At 57.0% G+C, this 20,506-nt stretch carries 19 protein-coding genes; 5 read left to right on the top strand and 14 right to left on the bottom strand.

The features are described 5' to 3' along the window. Positions 1 to 114 precede the first annotated feature (114 nt). From mdcE to pmbA, 7 genes are all read right to left on the bottom strand, one after another. Positions 115 to 927 carry a biotin-independent malonate decarboxylase subunit gamma gene (mdcE, locus tag F9C28_RS04010; protein ID WP_199013951.1) on the bottom strand — a complete coding sequence of 271 codons (813 nt, stop codon included), beginning with the start codon at positions 925 to 927 and terminating at the stop codon, positions 115 to 117. After that, a complete protein-coding gene (locus tag F9C28_RS04005; RefSeq protein ID WP_199013950.1) occupies positions 927 to 1,760 on the bottom strand; it encodes a biotin-independent malonate decarboxylase subunit beta in 834 nt (277 codons plus the stop codon). The genes mdcE and F9C28_RS04005 overlap by 1 nt, the downstream gene beginning before the upstream one ends. Beyond that, positions 1,753 to 2,052 (bottom strand): malonate decarboxylase acyl carrier protein, encoded by a 300-nt coding sequence (gene mdcC, locus F9C28_RS04000; RefSeq protein ID WP_199013949.1) that lies wholly within the window; start codon positions 2,050 to 2,052, stop codon positions 1,753 to 1,755. Before mdcC ends, F9C28_RS04005 begins: the two co-directional genes overlap by 8 nt. A 9-nt stretch (positions 2,053 to 2,061) precedes the next feature. Further along, on the bottom strand, positions 2,062 to 2,928 hold the full coding sequence (locus tag F9C28_RS03995) for a triphosphoribosyl-dephospho-CoA synthase (RefSeq protein WP_199013948.1): 867 nt from the start codon (positions 2,926 to 2,928) through the stop codon (positions 2,062 to 2,064). After that, a complete protein-coding gene (mdcA, locus tag F9C28_RS03990) occupies positions 2,928 to 4,583 on the bottom strand; it encodes a malonate decarboxylase subunit alpha (protein ID WP_199013947.1) in 1,656 nt (551 codons plus the stop codon). The genes F9C28_RS03995 and mdcA overlap by 1 nt, the downstream gene beginning before the upstream one ends. Before the next feature lie 238 nt (positions 4,584 to 4,821). Continuing rightward, positions 4,822 to 5,211, bottom strand: coding sequence for a cytochrome b562 (cybC, locus tag F9C28_RS03985; RefSeq protein WP_199013946.1), 390 nt, complete (start codon positions 5,209 to 5,211; stop codon positions 4,822 to 4,824). Positions 5,212 to 5,379: 168 nt separating this feature from the next. Then, complete coding sequence (gene pmbA, locus F9C28_RS03980) at positions 5,380 to 6,720, bottom strand: metalloprotease PmbA (RefSeq protein WP_199013945.1); 1,341 nt, start codon at positions 6,718 to 6,720, stop codon at positions 5,380 to 5,382. A 173-nt stretch (positions 6,721 to 6,893) separates the two neighbouring features. On the opposite strand from pmbA, the gene yjgA reads away from it, so the two are divergent. From yjgA to F9C28_RS03965, 3 genes are all read left to right on the top strand, one after another. Continuing rightward, on the top strand, positions 6,894 to 7,439 hold the full coding sequence (gene yjgA, locus F9C28_RS03975) for a ribosome biogenesis factor YjgA (protein WP_199013944.1): 546 nt from the start codon (positions 6,894 to 6,896) through the stop codon (positions 7,437 to 7,439). A 257-nt stretch (positions 7,440 to 7,696) separates the two neighbouring features. Next, positions 7,697 to 9,841 carry a TonB-dependent receptor gene (locus tag F9C28_RS03970; protein ID WP_199013943.1) on the top strand — a complete coding sequence of 715 codons (2,145 nt, stop codon included), beginning with the start codon at positions 7,697 to 7,699 and terminating at the stop codon, positions 9,839 to 9,841. Positions 9,842 to 9,850: 9 nt separating this feature from the next. Then, entirely contained in the window at positions 9,851 to 10,864 is a 1,014-nt protein-coding gene (locus F9C28_RS03965) for an ABC transporter substrate-binding protein (RefSeq protein ID WP_199013942.1), read from the top strand. 29 nt (positions 10,865 to 10,893) lie between these two features. On the opposite strand, the gene F9C28_RS03960 is transcribed toward F9C28_RS03965, so the two are convergent. Together F9C28_RS03960 and mpl are read right to left on the bottom strand one after the other, a co-directional pair. Beyond that, the gene (locus F9C28_RS03960; RefSeq protein WP_199013987.1) at positions 10,894 to 11,814 is read right to left on the bottom strand and encodes an Rpn family recombination-promoting nuclease/putative transposase; all 921 of its coding nucleotides are present in this window, start codon (positions 11,812 to 11,814) and stop codon (positions 10,894 to 10,896) included. Positions 11,815 to 11,996: 182 nt separating this feature from the next. Continuing rightward, on the bottom strand, positions 11,997 to 13,382 hold the full coding sequence (gene mpl / locus F9C28_RS03955) for a UDP-N-acetylmuramate:L-alanyl-gamma-D-glutamyl-meso-diaminopimelate ligase (protein WP_199013941.1): 1,386 nt from the start codon (positions 13,380 to 13,382) through the stop codon (positions 11,997 to 11,999). Positions 13,383 to 13,589: 207 nt separating this feature from the next. Here mpl and fbp point away from each other — a divergent pair, with 207 nt between their 5' ends. Further along, positions 13,590 to 14,588: a class 1 fructose-bisphosphatase gene (fbp, locus tag F9C28_RS03950; RefSeq protein ID WP_199013940.1), complete on the top strand. Its 999-nt coding sequence runs from the start codon at positions 13,590 to 13,592 to the stop codon at positions 14,586 to 14,588. A gap of 43 nt (positions 14,589 to 14,631) precedes the next feature. Here fbp and yjfF read toward each other — a convergent pair whose 3' ends face one another. Genes yjfF through ytfQ form a run of 4 tightly spaced genes read right to left on the bottom strand, consistent with a single transcriptional unit; the run spans position 14,632 to position 19,158 of the window. Then, on the bottom strand, positions 14,632 to 15,627 hold the full coding sequence (gene yjfF / locus F9C28_RS03945; RefSeq protein ID WP_199013939.1) for a galactofuranose ABC transporter, permease protein YjfF: 996 nt from the start codon (positions 15,625 to 15,627) through the stop codon (positions 14,632 to 14,634). Further along, complete coding sequence (gene ytfT, locus F9C28_RS03940; RefSeq protein ID WP_199013938.1) at positions 15,614 to 16,639, bottom strand: galactofuranose ABC transporter, ATP-binding protein YtfT; 1,026 nt, start codon at positions 16,637 to 16,639, stop codon at positions 15,614 to 15,616. Before ytfT ends, yjfF begins: the two co-directional genes overlap by 14 nt. A 10-nt stretch (positions 16,640 to 16,649) precedes the next feature. Further along, entirely contained in the window at positions 16,650 to 18,152 is a 1,503-nt protein-coding gene (locus F9C28_RS03935) for a sugar ABC transporter ATP-binding protein (RefSeq protein ID WP_199013937.1), read from the bottom strand. Positions 18,153 to 18,201: 49 nt separating this feature from the next. Next, entirely contained in the window at positions 18,202 to 19,158 is a 957-nt protein-coding gene (ytfQ, locus tag F9C28_RS03930) for a galactofuranose ABC transporter, galactofuranose-binding protein YtfQ (RefSeq protein WP_199013936.1), read from the bottom strand. A 396-nt stretch (positions 19,159 to 19,554) separates the two neighbouring features. Between ytfQ and ppa the strand changes: the two genes are divergently transcribed. Continuing rightward, positions 19,555 to 20,082, top strand: a complete 528-nt coding sequence (gene ppa / locus F9C28_RS03925) for an inorganic diphosphatase (protein WP_199013935.1) — start codon at positions 19,555 to 19,557, stop codon at positions 20,080 to 20,082. A 74-nt stretch (positions 20,083 to 20,156) separates the two neighbouring features. Here ppa and F9C28_RS03920 read toward each other — a convergent pair whose 3' ends face one another. Beyond that, a complete protein-coding gene (locus tag F9C28_RS03920; protein ID WP_199013934.1) occupies positions 20,157 to 20,504 on the bottom strand; it encodes a gamma-glutamylcyclotransferase family protein in 348 nt (115 codons plus the stop codon). Positions 20,505 to 20,506: the final 2 nt, after the last annotated feature.

Genomic DNA, 20,506 nt, shown 5'->3' with positions numbered 1-20,506 from the left:
TACGGATAGAAAGCGATGATTATTATTTTTCGGCAACAACCTTCCCGGTGGGCACAGTGCGTGCCCACCTATTGGGTTTAATGTCCGGCAGGTATTTGGTCGGGCAATGAATACTTAGTTAGCTGATGACCAACTGGCACGCATACGTTCACGCACCAGCGCAGAGCTGTGGCGGTTTTTGGCACCCAGACGATTTTTGAGGGTCACGTCCTGGCGGGCATCAATAACCGCTTGTTTTAGTGTGTTATTGACCAGCGTAAGGTCATCACTGGTCGGGGCGGTGGCACTGGTGACATTCAGCAGTGAAGAGAGCAAGCCAAGGGTGGCATAGTTGCTGATGTCATAGGCCATTGGCGGGATGGTGGCCGCCAGCGCTTCGAGGGACGCCACACTGCGCAGGGTAATGCGCGCTGCAGACGCTTTCCCCATGGCGTGGATCAGTACGCCGCTGTCGTTCAGGGCTATCAGGCGGTTGGCCTGGTAGCCGTGGGCGAGGAACGCCCCGGACATGGCTTTACCGACAATCAGCCCAATCACCGGGTGGCCCGCCAGACGCGCTTTGGCATAAGCCGCTGCCGCACCGGCCAGGGCCTGATGGATCCCAAAGGCTTCTTCACGGCGGCCATAGGCCTGGCTTGGTACGTCGATCACCGCAATGATCGGCCGTTTCACTGTTTGAGCAGCGTCCGCCGCGATGGTGTCATTAACCACTTTTGCCAGGGTCCAGCCTTCCAGCAAGCCAACTTCACCGCCGGCAGCCCGGGGGAAGTGGTTGTTGGCATCGGGCACCACGGCAATAAAGCGGGCGGGTTCACCGTTCAGGTCACCATCGGCAACCTGTACAGAGGCGCACAGGCCAGACAGGCGCTGGGCATTGGGTGCCAGTTTTTCCAGCCACAGGGCACCACGGCTACTATTCTGGGTCATTATTTCTTCTCCCCTGCAAAAAGCGCGTTGATCTGGGCAGCATCAGCCTGCTGACGGGTGTCGAAGTTGGTCAAACGCTCAAGGAACCATTGGTATTTATCCGTGCGTTCTTCGCGGCGCACGCCTTTGGCCAGCATGTCGTTCATCGCCTGTTTCACCGCGTTGACGCCATCCCCGACCAGAGCATCCACCAGGCCACTCTGGTAACGCACTTCGCCACCGGTCATGCTCCAGATAAACGGACGATCCCGGGAGTCGTACTCGTCGATCCCCGCTTCCTGTTCGATAACCTGCGGGCCGTTCAGGCCGAGGCGGGCCTCACGGGTGACAATCAGGTAGCTGCACAGCGCCGCGGCGATAGACATCCCGCCAAAGCAGCCCACGGTACCGGCCACAATCCCGACCACCGGTGCATACTGGCGCAGGTCAACAATGGCGGCGTGAATATCGGCAATGGCGGCCAGGCCAAGGTTCGCTTCCTGTAAGCGCACACCGCCGGTTTCCAGGCACAGCACGGCCTGGGTGGCAATGCCGTTGCGGTTATCTTCGGCGGCCATTTCCAGCGCGGCGGCCATTTTGGCCCCGGAGACTTCCCCCATACTGCCGCCCTGGAAGGCACCTTCGATGGCAATCACCACCGAGGGTTTGCCGTTAATGGTCCCTTTGGCAACCACCATGCCGTCATCGGCCTGGGGTACGATGCCCTGAGGACCTAACCACGGGGAGATAATGCCGTCAAATGGATCCAGCAGTTCGCGATAGCTGCCGTCATCCAGCAGCGCTTTAGCACGCTGGCGCGCTTTTAATTCAATAAAACTCGGATCGTTACGCATGGCTCACCTCTTCAAATACCTGTTCGATACGAATGCGGGCAACCCCTGGCGTGGCCCCAAAGTCGTGGATCGTCAGGACCCCGGCAGGCAGGCCATTCAGTTTGTCCAGCCGGTCGAACAGTGCGTTCCAGCGGCCCGTGCTGTTATCAACGGACGTGGTAATTTCAATGGTGAGCATTTGCCCCTGGTCCGCGGTGAACAACACTTCCATATCACCGGAACCTACCACCCCTGCCAGTGCTCTGCCGTTCAGCGAACGGCTGGCAGGAAATGACAATGTAATCTGTTCCATAACACCCTCTTAATTTGGTAAATGGGACGCCTGCGGGTCACTGATGCTGTCGAGAAAGACCGTGGCGGCCAGCAAGTCTGCGGCACCGCCCGGTGAGGCATTCAGTGCCAGCATCCGGTCATCCAGCCGGGCGAGCGCCGCGCGGCCTGGCGCGGTTGCGCAGCCGCCGGCGGCCAGCACCGCCCTGGCCCCCTGTTGCATCGCCTCCAGCCCCGGCATTCCGGCGCGGTTCAGCACACAGGTATCACTCAGGGAGGTCATAATCGCCATCAATGCATCCAGCCGGGCCTGGCTCTCGTTACCTCCCCGGGCGCGACTGAGGCGCAACCGGGGCAGTGCCAGGTCCATCACATGTGGGAAGCCACGCTGGGCCTCTTCCCGGGCACCCGGCACCCGATAACGGTGGGTGGCGCGCAGCCCTTTGCTGAAGACCCGGGGGGCAGCGCTGTCCGGCAGTTGCGCCAGCCCGGCGGCCTGGCGGGCCACCTGATGGCTACTGGCCTGGGCACCGAGCATGGCGCTGGCGCTGACCAGTAAACCTAATGCCCAGATAGCCCCACGGTGGGTATTCACCCCGCCGGTGGCCTGCATCATCGCTACTTCCCCTTCCCGGCCCAGGCGCCCCACGGTTTCACGCAGTGCAATATCCGCAGGACGTCGCCAGCTTTGTAATGCCAGCGCATGAAACGTCGGGGTCAGGCTGTGCGCAGAGCGCTCCATCAGCGCCAGGGATAAATCACTGTGCGCCCCGTTCCCCCGGCTATCCACGAGACCCGGCTTCGGGCTAAGCCGCGCTTCGTCTATCAGGGACGCTGTGGCGTTAGCGGCCAGCCAGCAGGCCAGCTCCTCAGCGTGAGTCTGTGGTTGCAGTTTCATTACCAGCTCCGGAATTTCGCAGGCGGGTTGTACAGGCCACCGGACCATTCCACCAGGTCCGCGACACTGCTGGCGGCCAGCAGCGAACGGGTCGCATCGCTGCGGCGGATCCCCATGTCTTCCGGGAACAGTACCTTGCCGCTGTTACGCAGTTCGGCTACCCGTTTCGGATCAACCCCCAGGCCGACATCGGTGATCCCGGCAACCGCGGCCACCATGGCGCGGCGCTCTTCCAGATCTTTCGCACGGTAGAGGTAGGCCAGGCCTTCTTCGGTCAGCACATGGGTCACGTCATCCCCGTAAATCATTACCGGGGCCAGCGGCATTCCGCTGGTTTTGGCAACTTCTACCGCTTCCAGGGTTTCCACAAAGGTGGGTTTAACGCCGGCCTGGAAGGTTTCCACCATCTGTACCACCAGCTTTTTGCCGCGTTTCATCGGGTCAGGCTCGGTTATCATGTTCAGCCAGGCCGGAGAGGCATGGCGGCGGCCATGCGGGTCATGGCCCATATTGGGCGCACCGCCAAATCCGGACAGACGGCCCCGGGTAACAGTGGATGAGTTGGCATCGCCATCCACCTGTAAGGTAGAGCCGATAAACATATCAACGGCATACTGGCCGGCTAACTGGCAGAACGCACGGTTAGAGCGCATAGAACCATCGGCACCGGTAAAGAACACGTCCGGACGGGCGCGGATATACTCTTCCATCCCCAGTTCGCCGCCGAAGCAATGCACGCTTTCAACCCAGCCGCTTTCGATGGCGGGGATCAGGGTCGGATGCGGGTTCAGGGTCCAGTGTTTACAGATCTTGCCCCGCAGCCCCAGTTGTTCACCATAGGTGGGCAGCAGCAGTTCGATAGCCGCGGTGTTAAAGCCGATACCGTGATTGAGTGACTGCACCTGGTGCTCGGCATAAATCCCTTTGATGGCCATCATCGCCATCAGGATATGTTCTTGTTTGATCAGGCGCGGGTCGCGGGTGAACAGCGGTTCAATAAAGAACGGCTTGTCGGCAACCACCACGTAGTCTATCCAGGAACCAGGAATATCAACCCGCGGCAGGTCGCACTCTTCATCCACCAGTTCGTTAACCTGGGCAATGACAATACCGTCGTGGAAGGCGGCCGCTTCAACCAGCGCCGGCGTGTCTTCGGTACTTGGCCCGGTATAGAGATTACCGTTGCGGTCCGCTTTATAGCCGGCGATCAGCGCGATATTGGGGGCCAGGTCGACATACAGGCGGGAATAGAGCTCGATATAGGTGTGAATTGCACCGATTTCCAGTAAACCGTCTTCCAGCAACTGGGAGATCCGCAGGCTCTGGGTGCCGGAGAACGAAAAGTCCAGCTTACGGGCAATCCCTTTTTCAAAGATATCCAGATGCTCAGGGCGACCGACACTTGGCATTATCATGTGCAGGTCGTGAATTTTTTGCGGGTTAACTTCCGCGAGGGAGCGGGAGAGGAAATCGGCTTGTTTCTGGTTGTTACCCTCCAGAACCACACGGTCGCCAGGGGCGATCAGTTTTTCCATCATATCGACAAGGTGAGCCGTTGGGATCACCTTGCCCTGTACCGGCAGCAAGGCTTTGCGACGCTGCTTCTCAGTACGGCGCGAATTCCAGACTCGCGCTGGCGTTTGCCCAGACAACATTATTAACCTCCTGATTCAGCTAATCATTTTGATTGCTTAATGCTGGGGTTTAGTCTGGACCACGATGATAAATGCATCAATTAAGCATCATGCATAACCATTAGCCTGAGAGTAATAATTATTTGGAGGATATCTGCTATGGGGAAAGGAAACCGCAGGTGCAGGAGGCGTGATTGCCGGGAGAGCTTATATCATGGCCACCAGCGGTGACCATGATACGTTGGTGGTAGCCGCCGGATCAGCGGTATTTTTTGTGGTAGGTATTGCGGGTGGTTTTAAAATCTTCGGCGGCGGCTTTGGCCTCTTTCACTTTGCCCTCATTGACGAGCGCCAGCGCCCCGTCAATCTGGCTAAGCAGTATGTCCATACCGTGGCGGTAATCTTTCATTTCCGGGCTGTCATAATCCAGCTTTTCCAGCTTTGGCGGGGTCCCTCGCTGGGCGTCCACTGCCGCGGCGCGCATTTTCTCAAGGGCGTCTTTCATCTTAGCGGCATCATCGGTTTTGAGCACAATGCTGTAGTGCCCGGCAATGGTGTCCATATCCTCACCCACGTCCCGGGCGAGCGCACTGGCGCTGGTAAACAGCAGCGTTGAAACGGTTAACATTGCAAAGAGTGTGTTACGCATCGGCGTCCCTTTTATCGTGTACCCGCGAGCGGGCAGGGTTATTAATCGAGGTGTCGATGCGGCAGGGATTGGGTAGACCGGTAATGCGATGCCCCCACCGCGCATCCCCATGATTCGCCGCGCCGCAACGCAATACTGTGCGGGGCGGCGCGGCGCTGGCAGGGAAAGTTATTGCCCGGCGATTTTCATTTCCGGCAGCAATACCGAACCACACTGAATATTGCTGCGGGTTTCAATGTCATCCCCGGTTGTGACGATATTACGCCACATATCTTTGAGATTTCCTGCGATGGTGATCTCACTGACCGGGTACTGGATTTGTCCATTTTCAACCCAGAAACCGGCGGCGCCGCGGGAATAATCCCCGGTAATACCACTAACCCCCTGGCCCATTAGCTCGGTGACCACCAGGCCGGTGCCCATCTCTTTCAGCAGACCGTCAAAATCCAGGCCGCGCCCGGCAATACGCCAGTTGTGGATGCCCCCGGCGTGGCCGGTGCTTTTCAGCCCCAGCTTACGGGCCGAGTAGTTGGTCAGCAGCCACTGTTGTAACACCCCGTCTTTCACGATATCCCGGCGCTCAGTACGTACCCCTTCACTGTCAAACGGGGTGGATGCCAGGCCCTTGAGGATATGGGGGTGCTCTTCAATGGTCAGCCATTCCGGCAGGATCTGCTGGCCCAACGCGTCAAGCAGGAAGGTGGATTTGCGGTATACCGCACCACCGGCAATGGCGCCCACCAGGTGGCCGAACAGGCCGGTCGCGGCCTCTGCGGCGAAGATAACCGGTGCTTTCATGGTCGACAGTTTACGGGGGGCCAGACGGGCCAGGGTGCGGCGGGCGCACTCTTCACCCACCCATTCCGGGCTGCGTAAATCTTCAATAGCCCGGCCAATGGTGTAGGCATAATCCCGTTCCATACTGCCGTTTTGCTCGCCGATCACACAGCTGGACAGGGAATGGCGGGTAGAACAATAGCTTTGCAGCATGCCGTGGCTGTTGCCGAAAACTTTAATACCGTAGTGGCTGTTAAAACTGCCCCCCTCGGTATTGGTGATGCGTTTATCCACATTGAGGGACGCCTGTTCCGCCCGGGAGGCCAGCTCAATAGCGCGATCCGCGTCCACTTCCGCCGGATGGAACAGATCCAGATCCGGGGCCTCAAACGCCAGCAGTTCTTTATCCGCCACCCCGGCACAAGGGTCCGCAGAGGTGTAGCGGGCGATATCCAGCGCCGCCTGCACCGTGCGTTCGATTGCCTCGGGGCTGAGATCTGTAGAAGAGGCGCTGCCTTTGCGGTTCTGAAGGTAAACCGTCAGCCCCAGGGCGCCGTCGCTGTTAAATTCGACGTTTTCCACTTCACCGTAGCGCGTACTGACACTAATGCCGGTGGTTTTGGTAACGGCAACTTCAGCGCCATCCGCTTTGCCGGAGGCCAGCTCCAGTGCCCGGGCCACAGCCTGCTCAAGAGTTTTGCGTTGCTGAGTAACTTGTGTAATTAGTTTCATTGCGATGCCATAATGTATGTACGGTGGAGTGCGCCAACACCGCCTGGAGGCGGTCACTCAGCCCAACTTATTCCAGATAAAGTAAAGCCATCTGGGTTGAAGTCTATCAGAGAACCATTTCGCTGTGCGCCTCTGAACTGATACTATTAGTCTCTTTTGTTGAGGAGCCTGAAATGACCAAGCAGCCTGAAGACTGGCTCGAGAATGTCCCGGATGATGAAGAAGAAGATGACGAGATCATCTGGGTCAGTAAAAGTGAAATTAAACGCGATGCCGAAGAGCTGAAAGATCTCGGTGTTGAGCTGACCGAACTGGGCAAAAATGGCCTGGATAAAATTCCGCTGGATGACGATCTGCGCGCGGCTGTTGAGCTGGCCCAGAAGATCAAAAAGGAAGGCCGTCGCCGCCAGCTCCAGCTGATTGGTAAAATGTTACGCCAGCGCGATGTCGAGCCGATTCGCCAGGCGCTGGATAAGCTGAAAAACCGCCACAACCAGCAGGTGGCCCTGTTCCATAAACTGGAAGGGCTGCGTGACCGGCTGATTGAGGAAGGCGATGATGCGATCCCGGATGTGCTGGCACTCTTCCCGGCCGCAGACCGCCAGCAGTTGCGTTCTCTGGTGCGTAATGCCCGCAAAGAGAAGACCGATAACAAACCGCCAAAATCTGCCCGCCAGATTTTCCAGTACCTGCGCGATCTTAGCGAAGCCCAGGACTGATCGGCTCCCCGGCCAGGGGCATCGCCCCTGGTTTCGTCTGTTTGCCCTGCTCATAGAATAATCCCGCCGGTTTTATTTTTTCGCCAAATCACTCATTCCTTCACCACTACCCCTTAATAGCTACCGTTATATATTGCTTTATACATCGTTTATGTCATCATTGTTCATCATACAAAACTAATAACTGTTCCCCTGCAGGTTTGTGAAGCGGGCTGCTTCACTGCGTCTTTTTTACTGCCACAAGGCGGATTAACACAATGTCATTAACCACCAAATTGACCCCGCTGGCGGGTCTTATCTCACTCGCCTGGATGATGGGCGCCACCGCAGTACACGCGGAAGACACTATGGTTGTCTCCACTGGCGCTACTGCGCCGGCCGCCTCCGGGGCCTTCGATCCCGATGCCGAACCACCGGCATCTGAGAAACAAGCTTCATTGGGTAGCCTGGGCAAGCGGGAGCTGATTAATACGCCGTTCTCCGTCCAGACCATGTCCTCTTCGCTGATTAACCAACAACAACTCAAAAGCGTGAAGGATGTCTTCCGGTATATGCCATCGGTGCAGGGGGAAGGCGTGCGCCCGCAGAGCCGCGGGATGCAGGGCAGCGTGGTGCAAAACAGCATGATCGACGGGCTGAATGTGGTTTCTACCACCGAATACCCCGCCGAGCAGTTCCAGCAAATTGAAGTGCTTAACGGCATGGCCGGGGCGCTGTATGGCCCGGCTAACCCGGCGGGGATGTTTAACTTTGTCAGCAAGCGGCCTACCGACGTTCCGCTGCACCGGGTCACCGTTGGCGCAGGTACCGGCAACGGTGCGCTGGCCTCCATGGATTTCAGCGGCCCGCTGGATGACCAGGATAGGATCAAGTATCGCCTGAACCTGCTGGATGAAGATGGCCGGGGTTACACCGCGGGCAGTACCAAACGCCGCCGCTATGCGGGGCTGGGGCTGGATTTCCAGGTGACCGATCAAACGGTTATCGAGACTAACTTCAGCTATTACAACTACTATGACCGGGGCCTGCCCGCCAGCTTCGCCTTGGCGAAAGGCACCCAGTTCCCGCATCCCATCAACCCGACTGACGGGAAATATGGCCAGACCTATGCCGGGAATAAAGACAAAACCACCACGGCCAGCGTACATATTAAGCATGACTTCGACGGTAACTGGCTGCTGGATGTCGGCGTACTGCGCCAAATCGCTGACCGCGAATCCACCACGATAACCAATACGCTGACCGACAATAAAGGCAACTACACCAGTACCACGGCGAACTCCGCCGCCAGCCGCTTTACTATCAACAGCTATATGGCCAACCTGACCGGCCACGTTGATACCGGCTGGCTGCAACACGATCTGGCCATGGGCGTACGGGGTTTTGTCTGGAAAAACTACAACCCGGTAGACGGGGCGACCACCACGGTAGGCCATGCCTCGTTAGACAATCCGGTACACTTTACTAAACCGGATTATCCAGACTTTACCGATCGCTATCACTCCGCTTCAACCACCCAGCACGCGTTTCTGTTAAGCGATACGCTGACCTTTAACCCCCAGTGGAGCCTGATGCTCTCCGGCAGTGAAAACCTGTTTACCGTCAGCAACTACGGTAAAGCCGGTAGCCGCACCAGTGACTCGAAAGATAATGGCGCCAGCGGGGCCGCCAGCCTGATGTACAAACCGGTGGATAATCTCACCCTGTACACCACCTGGGCAGACAGCCTGCAACAGGGGGATACCGCCCCGGCAGGGGCCAGTAACGTGGGCCAGGTGCTTTCACCGTACCGTAGCCATCAGGTAGAGATTGGCGCCAAATACGCACCGGTTAAGGATCTGCTGCTGTCAGCTGCCGTATTCGAAGCGAAACGTCCGTTTGCCTACACCACAGAGAGCGGTGAGTTTAAAGAAGACGGCACCCAGAAAAACCACGGTGTCGAGTTAATGGCTGACGGCCATGTGACGGAAAACCTGCGCCTGTTTGGCGGGGTTACCTGGCTGGATGCGAAATTGCACGACACCGCCAGTGAAGATGCCGACGGCAAACGCATTGTCGGGCTGCCGCGCTACACGGCCAATATGCTGGCAATCTATACACTGCCTCAGATGCCAAATCTTGATCTGGATACTAATGTGCATTATGTGGGGCGCAGGGCAACGGATAATGCTAACGATAGCTGGGTCGGGAGTTATACTACCGTGGACGTTGGCAGCAGTTACCGGACAAAAATGTTCGGAACAGCCACCACGTTCCGGCTGGATATCACTAACCTGACCAACCGTCACTACTGGACAAATATTGTGCCCGGCGCGCTGACTGGCTATTCCGGTGCTGGCTATGCCAGTGCTCAGGCAGGCGCACCGCGCCAGGCCCAGGTGTCGATGCAAATTGATTTCTGAGGATAGTTAATGACCTTTCGCTTTGCCGCCCTGGCCTTACTGGCCGGGCTGGCTTTTCCGGCCCTGGCAGCACGCCAGGCCGTAGACGATGCAGGACATACCGTTGCCCTGCCAGTGCAGGTGCAGCATATTGCAGAAGGCTGGTACGCTCACCAGTCAATGCTGATGGTATTAGGTGTCGGCGATCAGGTCATCGCTACAGTAAATCGCCCGGAAAACCGGCCGTGGATGTATAAGGTATCGCCGGGCCTCAGTAATGCATTGCTGGCCCACGGTACCAGCTTTGACAGTGAGGCGTTACTGGCCAGGCATACTGATGTGGTGTTTGTCGCCAAAGGTAACCCGGAAGTGGACAGCTACCGCCAGGCTGGATTGCCCACCCTGGAGATGGCGTTCACTGATTACCCATCAATGAAGCGATCTTTGCGTACTACTGCCGAAACCATTGGCACGCAACGCGCCATCGATCGCGCTACCGCCTGGAGCGAATATCTGGATGATACGCTGACATCGGTAACCACGCGCACCAGCAAGTTGACCCAGCAACAGCGCCCTACGGTCCTGCATATTCAGTCCCTGAATCCACTCAGGGTTGATGGCAGCCATACGCTGATTGATACCTGGATTACCGCCGTGGGGGGACGTAATGCCGCAGCCGGCATTGAAGGGAATATGAAAGAGATCTCACCGGAGATGGTGCTGTATTGGCAGCCAGAGGTGATTATTCTGGGTTCCGGATGCGGGGATATTAACCATTCCCAGTATGCTGCGCTTTTTGCCGGCCTTAACGCGGTGAAAAACGGCAAAGTGTGGCATAACCCGGCGGGGGTCTTCCCCTGGGATCGCTACGGTGCGGAAAGTGCCTTACAGCTTGCCTGGGCGGCCCGCATGCTGCACCCGGAGATCTTTAACCGGGTAGATATCGTGCGGCTGACGCAGGATTTCTACCGCCGCTTCTTTGACTATGGGCTCACCCGGAAAGAGGCCCGGCGGATTCTGGCAGGCCAGCCGCCGGCGGCATAACCCCCAGGCTATTACCGCAAGGCGCAGGCTCAGTGCTGAATCTGCGCCAGTTCTTCTTCCGTCAATTGCGCCATCTCCATCACCGTATCGGGATCGACGCCGTTCTCCAGCAGCGCCCGGGCTACGTCGAGACGGCCTTCAAGGCGACCTTCAAGGCGACCTTCGAGCCTGCCCTCAAGTCTGCCTTTCTGCTCCAGCTGTTGTGCAATGGTCATCAGTTGTTCCTTATATCCAGGCGCCCGATTCGCCAGCCCGTAAATAAACGCACCGGCGTCTGACGTTTCTCCTGCCTGCATCATATAGTGTACTAGCGAAACGACCTGCTGGACGGGCAATAACCCCATCAGCAATATCGTGGCCAGTTGATCGGCCAGCTCGGCCAAATCACGCTGGCGAATATGTTTTTGCAACAGTGTCAGCGCCGCCATGCTGCGGTGCTGCATAATTTCCTCATCGGGTATCACGGTAATATCGACCAGAGGAAAGTCCGCAGTATAAAGTTTACCCGCCAGCGGCGGATCGGCAAATCCCTGCAACCAATTAGTGGAATACGGGTAAGGGGTGCGCTTACCGGTATAAAACAACATGGGGATCACCAGCGGTAATACCTTATGGCCTGCCTCCAGATGGCGCTGCATAGCCGCCACTGCATAACGTAACAGGCGAAATGCCATATGCTTATCTGGGGCAGACTGGTGTTCAATCAGAACATGAATATAGCCATCGCTACCGTCCCGGGTTTTCAGGCTGTACAGCACATCGCTGAAATACTGGCGCAGATCATCCTCAACAAACGACCCCGATTCCAGCTTGAGCGTCTCCAGCGCGCAGATGTCCCGCAGCGCCGCCGGCAAATGCAGTGCCATAAAATCACGGGCAATATCCGGCTGGCTCAGAAACTGGCGGAATATTGCATCATGGGGTGTTGGCGTGCCGTTGGTTTTGGTCATCATCCCCGTCCCTGAGAAGAGCCGGAACATAGTACGATAGCCCGGTAACCCCAGGTATTGGAGAAAATCAGAAAGTCGCGGCAAGCGCAGGAGGACAGGGTGAAAACATAGCGTGCGGGCGCACGCTAGCGGAAAGAAAACCGCAAAGGCAGCACGGGTGGCCTTTGCGGTTAGGCTACATTTTACGCATCAGCCTCGCTGGCTTTCTCCGCTTTTACCGCCAGAGCATCAAGCAGCTTCTGATGTATACCGCCAAACCCGCCATTGCTCATCACCAGGATATGGTCCCCCGGTTGGGCGGTTTTCACTATCATATCCACCAGCGTGTCGACGTCGGCACTCCAGTGTGCGGGCTGCACACAGGCGTCGGCGACTTCAGAAACCTGCCACGGAATATGCTGCGGCTGCAACAGGAACACTTCGTCTGCCCGGCCCAGAGACGGCGCCAGATCATTCTTCGCCACCCCCATTTTCATGGTATTGGAGCGGGGTTCCAGCACCGCCAGGATCCGCGCCGTGCCGCCCACTTTACCGCGCAGGGCGGCCAGGGTCGCCAGAATCGCCGTCGGATGATGAGCAAAATCATCATAAACGGTGACGCCGTACGCTTCACCGCGCAGTTCCAGGCGGCGACGGGCATTCACAAATGCGCCCAGCGCTGCGGCCGCATCTGCCGGAGTGACCCCCACATGACGGGCAGCGGCAATCGCCATCAGGCCGTTATGCATGTTGTGTTCGCCCACCAGTTGCCAGTTCACTTCCCCCACCTGCTCGCCGTCAAACAGCACCGCCCAGTGAGAACCGTCGGTATTCAGTTTCTTCGCCTGCCAGTGCCCCTGGTCACCCACCAGTTCCTGCTCACTCCAGCAGCCCATGCCCATCACCTGTTTCAGGTTCGCGTCATGCTCTGGCCAGATGATTTTGCCTTTCCCCGGTACGATGCGCACCAGATGGTGGAACTGCTTCTGAATGGCTTTCAGATCGTCAAAAATATCCGCGTGGTCAAACTCAAGGTTATTGAGGATCAGAGTGCGCGGGCAGTAGTGGACGAATTTAGAACGTTTATCGAAGAACGCACAGTCGTATTCATCGGCTTCGATAACAAAAAAGTCGCTCTCCCCTAAACGGGCAGAGACCTCAAAGTTACCCGGCACACCGCCGATAACAAAGCCGGGTTTATAACCACAGGCTTCGAGGATCCAGGTCACCATCCCGGCGGTGGTGGTTTTACCGTGGGTACCCGCCACGGCCAGCACCCAGCGGTCGCGCAATACGAAATCATGTAACCACTGCGGGCCAGACATATACGGAATGTTGTTTTCCAGTACTGCTTCCACGCAAGGGTTGCCGCGGGTCATGGCATTACCAATAATCACCAGATCCGGACGCGGATCGAGCTGGCTTGCGTCGTAACCCTGGATTAAATCAATGCCTTGTTGTTCTAGTAAGGTACTCATTGGCGGGTAGACGTTAGCATCAGAGCCCGTCACCTCATGGCCCAGGGAGCGTGCCAACATCGCCAAACCACCCATGAAGGTGCCACAAATCCCCAGAATATGAATGCGCATAGTTGCTATCCTTTATCAGTTCGGCGCATATTCTACCCGGATGTCCAGGCCATGTCCTGCTCTTGAATCGTCCACATCCCGGTAACGGACAGCGTTTTCAGTATTTTCTGTAGCATGCTGATGCGATTCACCCGAGCAAAGTGATTTTAAAGTTTGTTAGGATTGCCACGTTGATTTTTCCAATCTACTTAGCAGGGAAAGAAGTTTATGAAAACGCTCGGTGAATTTATTGTTGAGAAGCAGAATGAGTTCCCTCACGCAACGGGTGAATTGACTGCCTTACTGTCAGCAATAAAGCTCGGCGCCAAAATTATCCACCGCGACATCAATAAAGCGGGTCTGGTCGATATTCTGGGGGCCAGTGGTGCGGAGAACGTCCAGGGTGAAGTGCAACAAAAACTGGATTTGTTCGCAAACGAAAAACTAAAAGCGGCCCTTAAAGCCCGCGATATCGTTGCCGGTATTGCCTCGGAAGAAGAAGACGATATCGTTATCTTCGACGGCTGTGAAAACGCCAAATACGTCGTGCTGATGGACCCGCTGGACGGCTCGTCCAACATTGACGTTAACGTCTCTGTCGGCACTATCTTTTCCATCTACCGCCGCATCACGCCGGTAGGTACCCCGGTCACCATGGAGGATTTCCTCCAGCCGGGTAGCAAACAGGTTGCCGCCGGTTACGTGGTTTATGGCTCCTCCACCATGCTGGTGTATACCACCGGTTGCGGGGTTCATGCTTTCACTTACGATCCGTCGCTGGGGGTTTTCTGCCTGTCCCAGGAGCGTATGCGCTTCCCGGAAAAAGGCGCGCTGTACTCCATCAACGAAGGGAACTACATCAAATTCCCCCGCGGTGTGAAAAAGTACATCAAGTTCTGCCAGGAAGAAGATAAAGCCACTTCCCGCCCGTATACCTCACGTTATATTGGCTCCCTGGTGGCTGACTTCCACCGTAACCTGCTGAAAGGCGGGATTTACCTCTACCCAAGCACCGCCAGCCACCCGGAAGGGAAACTGCGTCTGCTGTACGAATGCAACCCGATGGCATTCCTGGCAGAACAGGCCGGTGGTAAAGCCAGTGATGGCCACGGGCGCATCCTGGATATCGTGCCAACGGCACTGCACCAGCGCCGTCCGTTCTTTGTGGGCAACAACCACATGGTGGATGACGTAGAAAGCTTTATCCGCGACAATCCGGACGACTAACGGCTTGACTCTCAACAGGGCGCCGCAGCGCCCTGTTTTTTCGCTACCCCGCCGCCCCTTTCACCCGGCGAACCGGCGCACTTTGTCGATTCTCCCACAGTACCGTCAGCCCGCGTTGCAGGGCAATGAACACAAACAGCAGAATGCCAATGGCTATCTTGGTCCACCAGGAACTGAGGGTGCCATCGAAATTAATATAAGTCTGGATAAGCCCCTGAAGCGCGACCCCAAACAAGGTCCCCAGCACCGTCCCCACCCCGCCGCTCAGAAGCGTACCGCCAATCACCACTGAGGCAATAGCATCCAGCTCAACCCCCAGCCCCGCCAGGGCATAGCCCGCAGAGGTATAAATCGAGAACACAATCCCGGCCAGGGTCGACAGCCCGGTCGACAGCATATAAATCCGCACCGTAGTGCTGCGGGTAGGGATCCCCATCAGTGTGGCAGAAGTCGCATTGCCACCGATGGCATACACCTGGTTACCAAAGCGGGTACGATGGGCAACAATCATCCCGGCCACCACCACCAGCAGCATCAGCAACCCGATAGCACTCAGCCGCCCGCCCCCGGGGATACGCCAGGCCAGCCCCGATAACAGGGTATAGACCGGATGATCAATCGGTAGTGAGGCTTCTGAGACCAGGTAACTGACCCCGCGCAAGAAGAACATGCCGGCCAGGGTCACAATAAATGCCGGGATCTTAAGTGCATCAATAATCAGCCCCATAAACGCCCCGAAGCCGCACCCCATCACCAGCACCAGCGGGAAAGCCAGCAGCGGCGACATGTCCCACTGGCCAATCGCCCTGGCGAGGAAAACCCCGGTAAAAGCAATCACCGAGCCGACCGATAAATCAATCCCGCCAGAGAGGATAACAAAGGTCATGCCCACCGCGACAATGCCCAGAAAGGCGTTATCGGTCAGGATATTGCAGATGACCCGGGTCGACGCAAACCCCGGAAACTGGGTCAGGCAGTACAGGTAACCCAGGATAAACACCGCCAGGGTTATCATCAGCGGCAAATTACGTTTGATCATGACGGCGCACCTTCTTGAGCAATGCAATAAAACGCGGTGACTGGACCACCAGAACCACCAGCACCACCACCGCTTTCACCACCTGGTTCATCTCCGGCGGGAAGCCGGACAGCAAAATCCCGGTGTTCATCCCCTGGATAATCAGCGCCCCCACCACCGAAAGCGCCATATTGAAGCGCCCGCCCATCAGCGAGCCGCCGCCGATCACCACCGCGAGGATGGCGTCCAGCTCCAGCCACAAACCGGCGTTATTAGCGTCTGCCCCGCGAATATCCGCCGCCACGATAACCCCGGCAATCGCCGCGCATACCCCGCTCAGCACATAGGTGAGTATCACAACGATCCGGGTATTCACCCCGGCATTTTTTGCCGCCCGGGTGTTGATCCCGACCGACTCAATAAACAGCCCGAGGGCGGTTTTGCGGATCAGTAACCCGCACAGGATCAACGTCACCAGCGCCACGATAACCGGCGTGGGAAACCACAGTAATGTGCCGCTGCCTATCCACGCCAGCGCCGGGGCATCAAAGGTGACTATCTGCCCGGCGGTGATCAACTGCGCAACACCGCGCCCCGCCACCATCAGGATCAGGGTGGCCACAAAGGGCTGAATTTTTACTATCGCCACCAGCACACCGTTCCACAACCCCGCCAGTACCCCCACCCCCAGCGACGCCAGCAGCACAACCGCCAGGCTGTGGCCCTGTACCGTGAGCGTCGCCGCGCTGGCCCCGGCGATAGCCATCACCGCCCCCACGGAGAGATCAATGCCCCCGGTGGCGATCACCAGAGTCATACCAATCGCCAACAGCGCCACCGGCGCCGCCCGGTTAAGGATGTCGATTGGGCTGCCAAACAGCCTGCCGTCCTGGATAACTATCTGGAAAAAATGGCTGGCCACCAGGCTGTCCGCCAGCAATACCAGCGCCAGAGCGGCGAGTTGCGCCAGCCCCTGGGGCCAGCGCCAGGGGCGCTTTCCCGGGGGTGAGCCGGTGAATGAGTTTGCCATCATCGTCCCCTCCTCAGGCCGCTATTGCATTCATAATGGCGCTGACCGACAGCGCATCGAGCGGGATCTCCGCCACTTGCCGGAGATCCCGCATAATCACTACCCGATCCGCATAGCCCACCAGCTCTTCCAGCTCAGACGAGATAACCAGCAGGGCCAGCCCGTCGGCGCACAGGGTTTCAATCAGCCGGACGATTTCCGCATGGGCCCCCACATCAATGCCCCGGGTGGGTTCGTCGAGGATCAAAAACTGAGGGCGGGTGAGTAACCAGCGGGAGAGCAACACTTTCTGCTGGTTACCGCCGGAGAGAAACGCCAGCGGTTGATCCGGGCCGGTAGTGCGGATCCCTAACTGGCGAATAAACCGTTCAGCGATCGCCCGCTGTTCTTTACGCGGGATCGGCCGCAGCCAGCCGCGCTGGGCCTGGAGCGCCAGAATAATATTCTGCTGTACCGAGGCGGCCGCAATAATACCGTCGGTTTTACGATCCTCCGGGCAAAAGCCGATCCCAAGGCAGGAGGCCCGGTGGGGGGATGTAATGGTCCGCCGCTTGCCCTTGATCCATGCACTGCCGCTGTCTGCCGGTTTAATGCCGAACATCACCTCTGCGGTTTCGGTACGCCCGGAGCCCAGTAACCCGGCCAGGCCGACAATCTCACCGGGACGTACCGCAAGGGAGAACGGCGCGATCACCCCTTTTTTACCGAAATCTTTAAATGCCGCCACCGGCGTATCGCTCAGCAGGGTGCGCCCCGCCCGTTGCAGGGCATGGCTATCCAGCTCCCGGCCCAGCATCATTTTCACCAGCTCTATCTGCGGCAGGGTGCTGGTATCGCGCACCCCAACCAGCGATCCATTACGCAGCACGGTGATCCGATCGCTGACCTGATAGACCTGATCGAGAAAGTGAGTCACAAAGATCATGCTGATGCCGCGATCCCGCAACTGGCGCATCAGGCTAAACAGCATGTCGACTTCTTTGGTATCCAGACTGGCGGTGGGTTCATCAAGGATCAACACGCTGGCAGACAGATCGATAGCCCGGCAGATAGCGACGATTTGCTGCATCGCAACCGAATAGCGGTTAAGGGGTTCCCGGACGTCCAGCTCAAAACCACAGCTGCGCATCAACGCGCTGGCGCGCTGCACCATCTCCCGCCGCCGGACCATACCGAAGCGCCGCGGCTCGCGGCCAATGAACAGGTTGTCCGCCACCGACATCGTGGGCAGCAGGTTGACCTCCTGGTAAACTGTACCGATGCCCAGTTGCTGGGCGTGGGCGGTGCTGTGCGGTGAGATGCTCTCGCCGTTTAACCAGATAGTGCCGCTGTCCCGGGGGTACACCCCGGTCAGCACTTTTATAAGGGTGGATTTCCCGGCCCCGTTCTCCCCCAGCAGCGCCATAATCTCGCCGCGCCGCAGGCTGAAGTCGACCTCATTTAACGCTTTTACCCCGGGAAAATGTTTACTCAGCCCTTCCGTGCGCAGGATGTCCTGATTATTACATGCCGCCATAATTCCCCCTGAAGCCCGCCGCCGGTAATCCTCCCGCGGCGGGCCGCTGTCAGTAGCCCATGCCTTTTTTCTTCTCCAGCTCTTCTTTGGCGGTATCCGGCAGATACAGCGTTGATGTCGTCAGGGTGAGTTTCGGCGGTAGCGTGCCGTCTTGCTTGTATTTTTCGAGGGCGTCAAAGGCCGGGCCTGCCATGTTGGGCGTTAGCTCCACGCTGGCGTTGGCCTCACCGGCAATCATGGCTTTATAAATATCCGGCACCCCGTCAATGGAGCCAGTCAGAATGTCGCTGCCGGGTTTCAGCCCCGCTTCTTTGATGGCCTGAATAGCCCCGATAACCATATCGTCGTTATGGGCATAGACCATGCAGATATTCTTGCCGTTATTCTCTGCCTTAATAAAACTCTCCATCACCTCTTTGCCCTTGCTGCGGGTAAAGTCACCGGACTGGGAGCGGATAATATTGATATTCGGCGCTTTGGCGATGGCCTCGGCAAAGCCTTTCTTACGGTCGATGGCCACACTGGCCCCGACGGTGCCCTGCAACTCAACAACATGACAGGGTTTACCGTTGAGGGTTTTGATAAGCCAATCCCCCACTAATTGCCCTTCCAGCACGTTGTTGGCGGTGACCGTGGTCATGTAGAGGGATTTATCTTTGACATCAATGGAGCGGTCCAGCAGGAATACCGGGATTTTCGCGTCTTTGGCCTCTTCCAGCACCGGTTCCCAGCCTGTTGCCACCACCGGGGCGATAAAGATAGCGTCCACCCCCTGAGCGATAAACGATCGCACCGCCTTGATTTGGTTTTCCTGCTTTTGCTGGCCGTCGGCAATTTTTAGCGTAATCCCGCGTTTCTGAGCCTCACTTTTTGCGACTGAGGTTTCGGCGGCGCGCCAGCCTGATTCAGACCCTACCTGGGAAAACCCCACGGTCAGCGGGGCGGCACTGGCAACTGACGACATGGCTGTACAAACTGCGGTAACAAGAAGTAAGCGCTTCCACATAAGGGCATCCTCATCGGGTTATTATTGGTCAGATTTTCACCGTCCGGGAAACTATAGACAACCGGTGATGTAACGGAATGCGTTACATCACATATTCAAAAAGTAGCAATAGTGTTGCGTAAAAGTACCGCTGATAACCGGTAAAACCATACCGGTCAGTTGGTGAGAAAAACACAGAAAAGACATTGTTTTTTATGGGTATTTTACTGGTAATCAGGAATTTGTAATCGCTTCCAAATTTTTATATAAAATCCGCCTGAGGATATGGATTTTCAAGCTGTCATCTGGCGGTAAATCCCTGTCTACATGCGGGCTGGGGCGAAAACAGGCGAAGACATTCCGACGCAGTTCGCTATAATACCGCCACTTGTTTGCACATAGTTAAAGGAAACAGACATGAGCTTACTCAACGTACCAGCCGGTAAAGATCTGCCGGAAGATATCTACGTCGTCATCGAGATCCCGGCAAACGCCGATCCTATCAAATATGAAGTGGATAAAGAGAGCGGCGCGCTGTTTGTAGACCGTTTCATGTCCACAGCGATGTTCTATCCGTGCAACTACGGCTACATCAACCACACCCTGTCTCTGGACGGTGACCCGGTTGACGTACTGGTTCCGACCCCGTATCCGCTGCAGCCGGGTTCCGTGGTTCGCTGCCGTCCGGTTGGGGTACTGAAAATGACTGACGAGTCTGGCGAAGACGCGAAAGTGGTTGCGGTGCCGCACACCAAACTGAGCAAAGAATACGATAATATCAAAGACGTGAGCGACCTGCCTGAGCTGCTGAAAGCGCAGATTGGTCACTTCTTTGAGCACTATAAAGATCTGGAAAAAGGCAAATGGGTGAAAGTAGAAGGCTGGGCTGATGCCGCCGCGGCGAAAGCTGAAATCATTGCCTCTTTCGAACGCGCGAAGAAATAATTCCCCCCGGGGCCGAAAACAAAAACCCTGCCATCTGGCAGGGTTTTTTTATGGTGTACCGGCAGCCAGCACGATCAGAGATACTGCTCCCGATCCAGCCAGTCACCGCTCTCAATACGCCTTAGCCCTTCCACCGGGCGCTGGTAGACATACATCCATGCACTACCGTAAGGCGTCTGAATCAGATGGCGGGAATACTCACCCGCCGTGGTACGCAACGCATCCAGCTCAGACAGGGTAGCCGCATCCACGCGGTATACTTCACCGGTAACATGACCCTCACCCGGTACGGCGCCAGGATAGTGCCCAATGGAATACAGCGCATAGTTTTCAATACTGTGCGTACCCAAAAGCTGAGCATTCGTCATCCAGTGGCTGTTGCCTTGTTTGCGTCGTAAACTGCCATAGACAAATATTCGCATTG

The organism is Shimwellia pseudoproteus, assembly GCF_016415625.1.
GTDB classification, from domain to species: Bacteria; Pseudomonadota; Gammaproteobacteria; order Enterobacterales; family Enterobacteriaceae; genus Shimwellia; species Shimwellia pseudoproteus.
This window is presented reverse-complemented; position numbering and strand designations above follow the sequence as displayed.

Excerpts from the sequence above, each read along its gene's own strand:
- mdcE (WP_199013951.1), bottom strand. The coding sequence starts at position 927 with ATGACCCAGAATAGTAGCCGTGGTGCCCTGTGGCTGGAAAAACTGGCA.
- F9C28_RS04005 (WP_199013950.1), bottom strand. The coding sequence starts at position 1,760 with ATGCGTAACGATCCGAGTTTTATTGAATTAAAAGCGCGCCAGCGTGCT.
- mdcC (WP_199013949.1), bottom strand. The coding sequence starts at position 2,052 with ATGGAACAGATTACATTGTCATTTCCTGCCAGCCGTTCGCTGAACGGC.
- F9C28_RS03995 (WP_199013948.1), bottom strand. The coding sequence starts at position 2,928 with ATGAAACTGCAACCACAGACTCACGCTGAGGAGCTGGCCTGCTGGCTG.
- mdcA (WP_199013947.1), bottom strand. The coding sequence starts at position 4,583 with ATGTTGTCTGGGCAAACGCCAGCGCGAGTCTGGAATTCGCGCCGTACT.
- cybC (WP_199013946.1), bottom strand. The coding sequence starts at position 5,211 with ATGCGTAACACACTCTTTGCAATGTTAACCGTTTCAACGCTGCTGTTT.
- pmbA (WP_199013945.1), bottom strand. The coding sequence starts at position 6,720 with ATGAAACTAATTACACAAGTTACTCAGCAACGCAAAACTCTTGAGCAG.
- yjgA (WP_199013944.1), top strand. The coding sequence starts at position 6,894 with ATGACCAAGCAGCCTGAAGACTGGCTCGAGAATGTCCCGGATGATGAA.
- F9C28_RS03970 (WP_199013943.1), top strand. The coding sequence starts at position 7,697 with ATGTCATTAACCACCAAATTGACCCCGCTGGCGGGTCTTATCTCACTC.
- F9C28_RS03965 (WP_199013942.1), top strand. The coding sequence starts at position 9,851 with ATGACCTTTCGCTTTGCCGCCCTGGCCTTACTGGCCGGGCTGGCTTTT.
- F9C28_RS03960 (WP_199013987.1), bottom strand. The coding sequence starts at position 11,814 with ATGACCAAAACCAACGGCACGCCAACACCCCATGATGCAATATTCCGC.
- mpl (WP_199013941.1), bottom strand. The coding sequence starts at position 13,382 with ATGCGCATTCATATTCTGGGGATTTGTGGCACCTTCATGGGTGGTTTG.
- fbp (WP_199013940.1), top strand. The coding sequence starts at position 13,590 with ATGAAAACGCTCGGTGAATTTATTGTTGAGAAGCAGAATGAGTTCCCT.
- yjfF (WP_199013939.1), bottom strand. The coding sequence starts at position 15,627 with ATGATCAAACGTAATTTGCCGCTGATGATAACCCTGGCGGTGTTTATC.
- ytfT (WP_199013938.1), bottom strand. The coding sequence starts at position 16,639 with ATGATGGCAAACTCATTCACCGGCTCACCCCCGGGAAAGCGCCCCTGG.
- F9C28_RS03935 (WP_199013937.1), bottom strand. The coding sequence starts at position 18,152 with ATGGCGGCATGTAATAATCAGGACATCCTGCGCACGGAAGGGCTGAGT.
- ytfQ (WP_199013936.1), bottom strand. The coding sequence starts at position 19,158 with ATGTGGAAGCGCTTACTTCTTGTTACCGCAGTTTGTACAGCCATGTCG.
- ppa (WP_199013935.1), top strand. The coding sequence starts at position 19,555 with ATGAGCTTACTCAACGTACCAGCCGGTAAAGATCTGCCGGAAGATATC.
- F9C28_RS03920 (WP_199013934.1), bottom strand. The coding sequence starts at position 20,504 with ATGCGAATATTTGTCTATGGCAGTTTACGACGCAAACAAGGCAACAGC.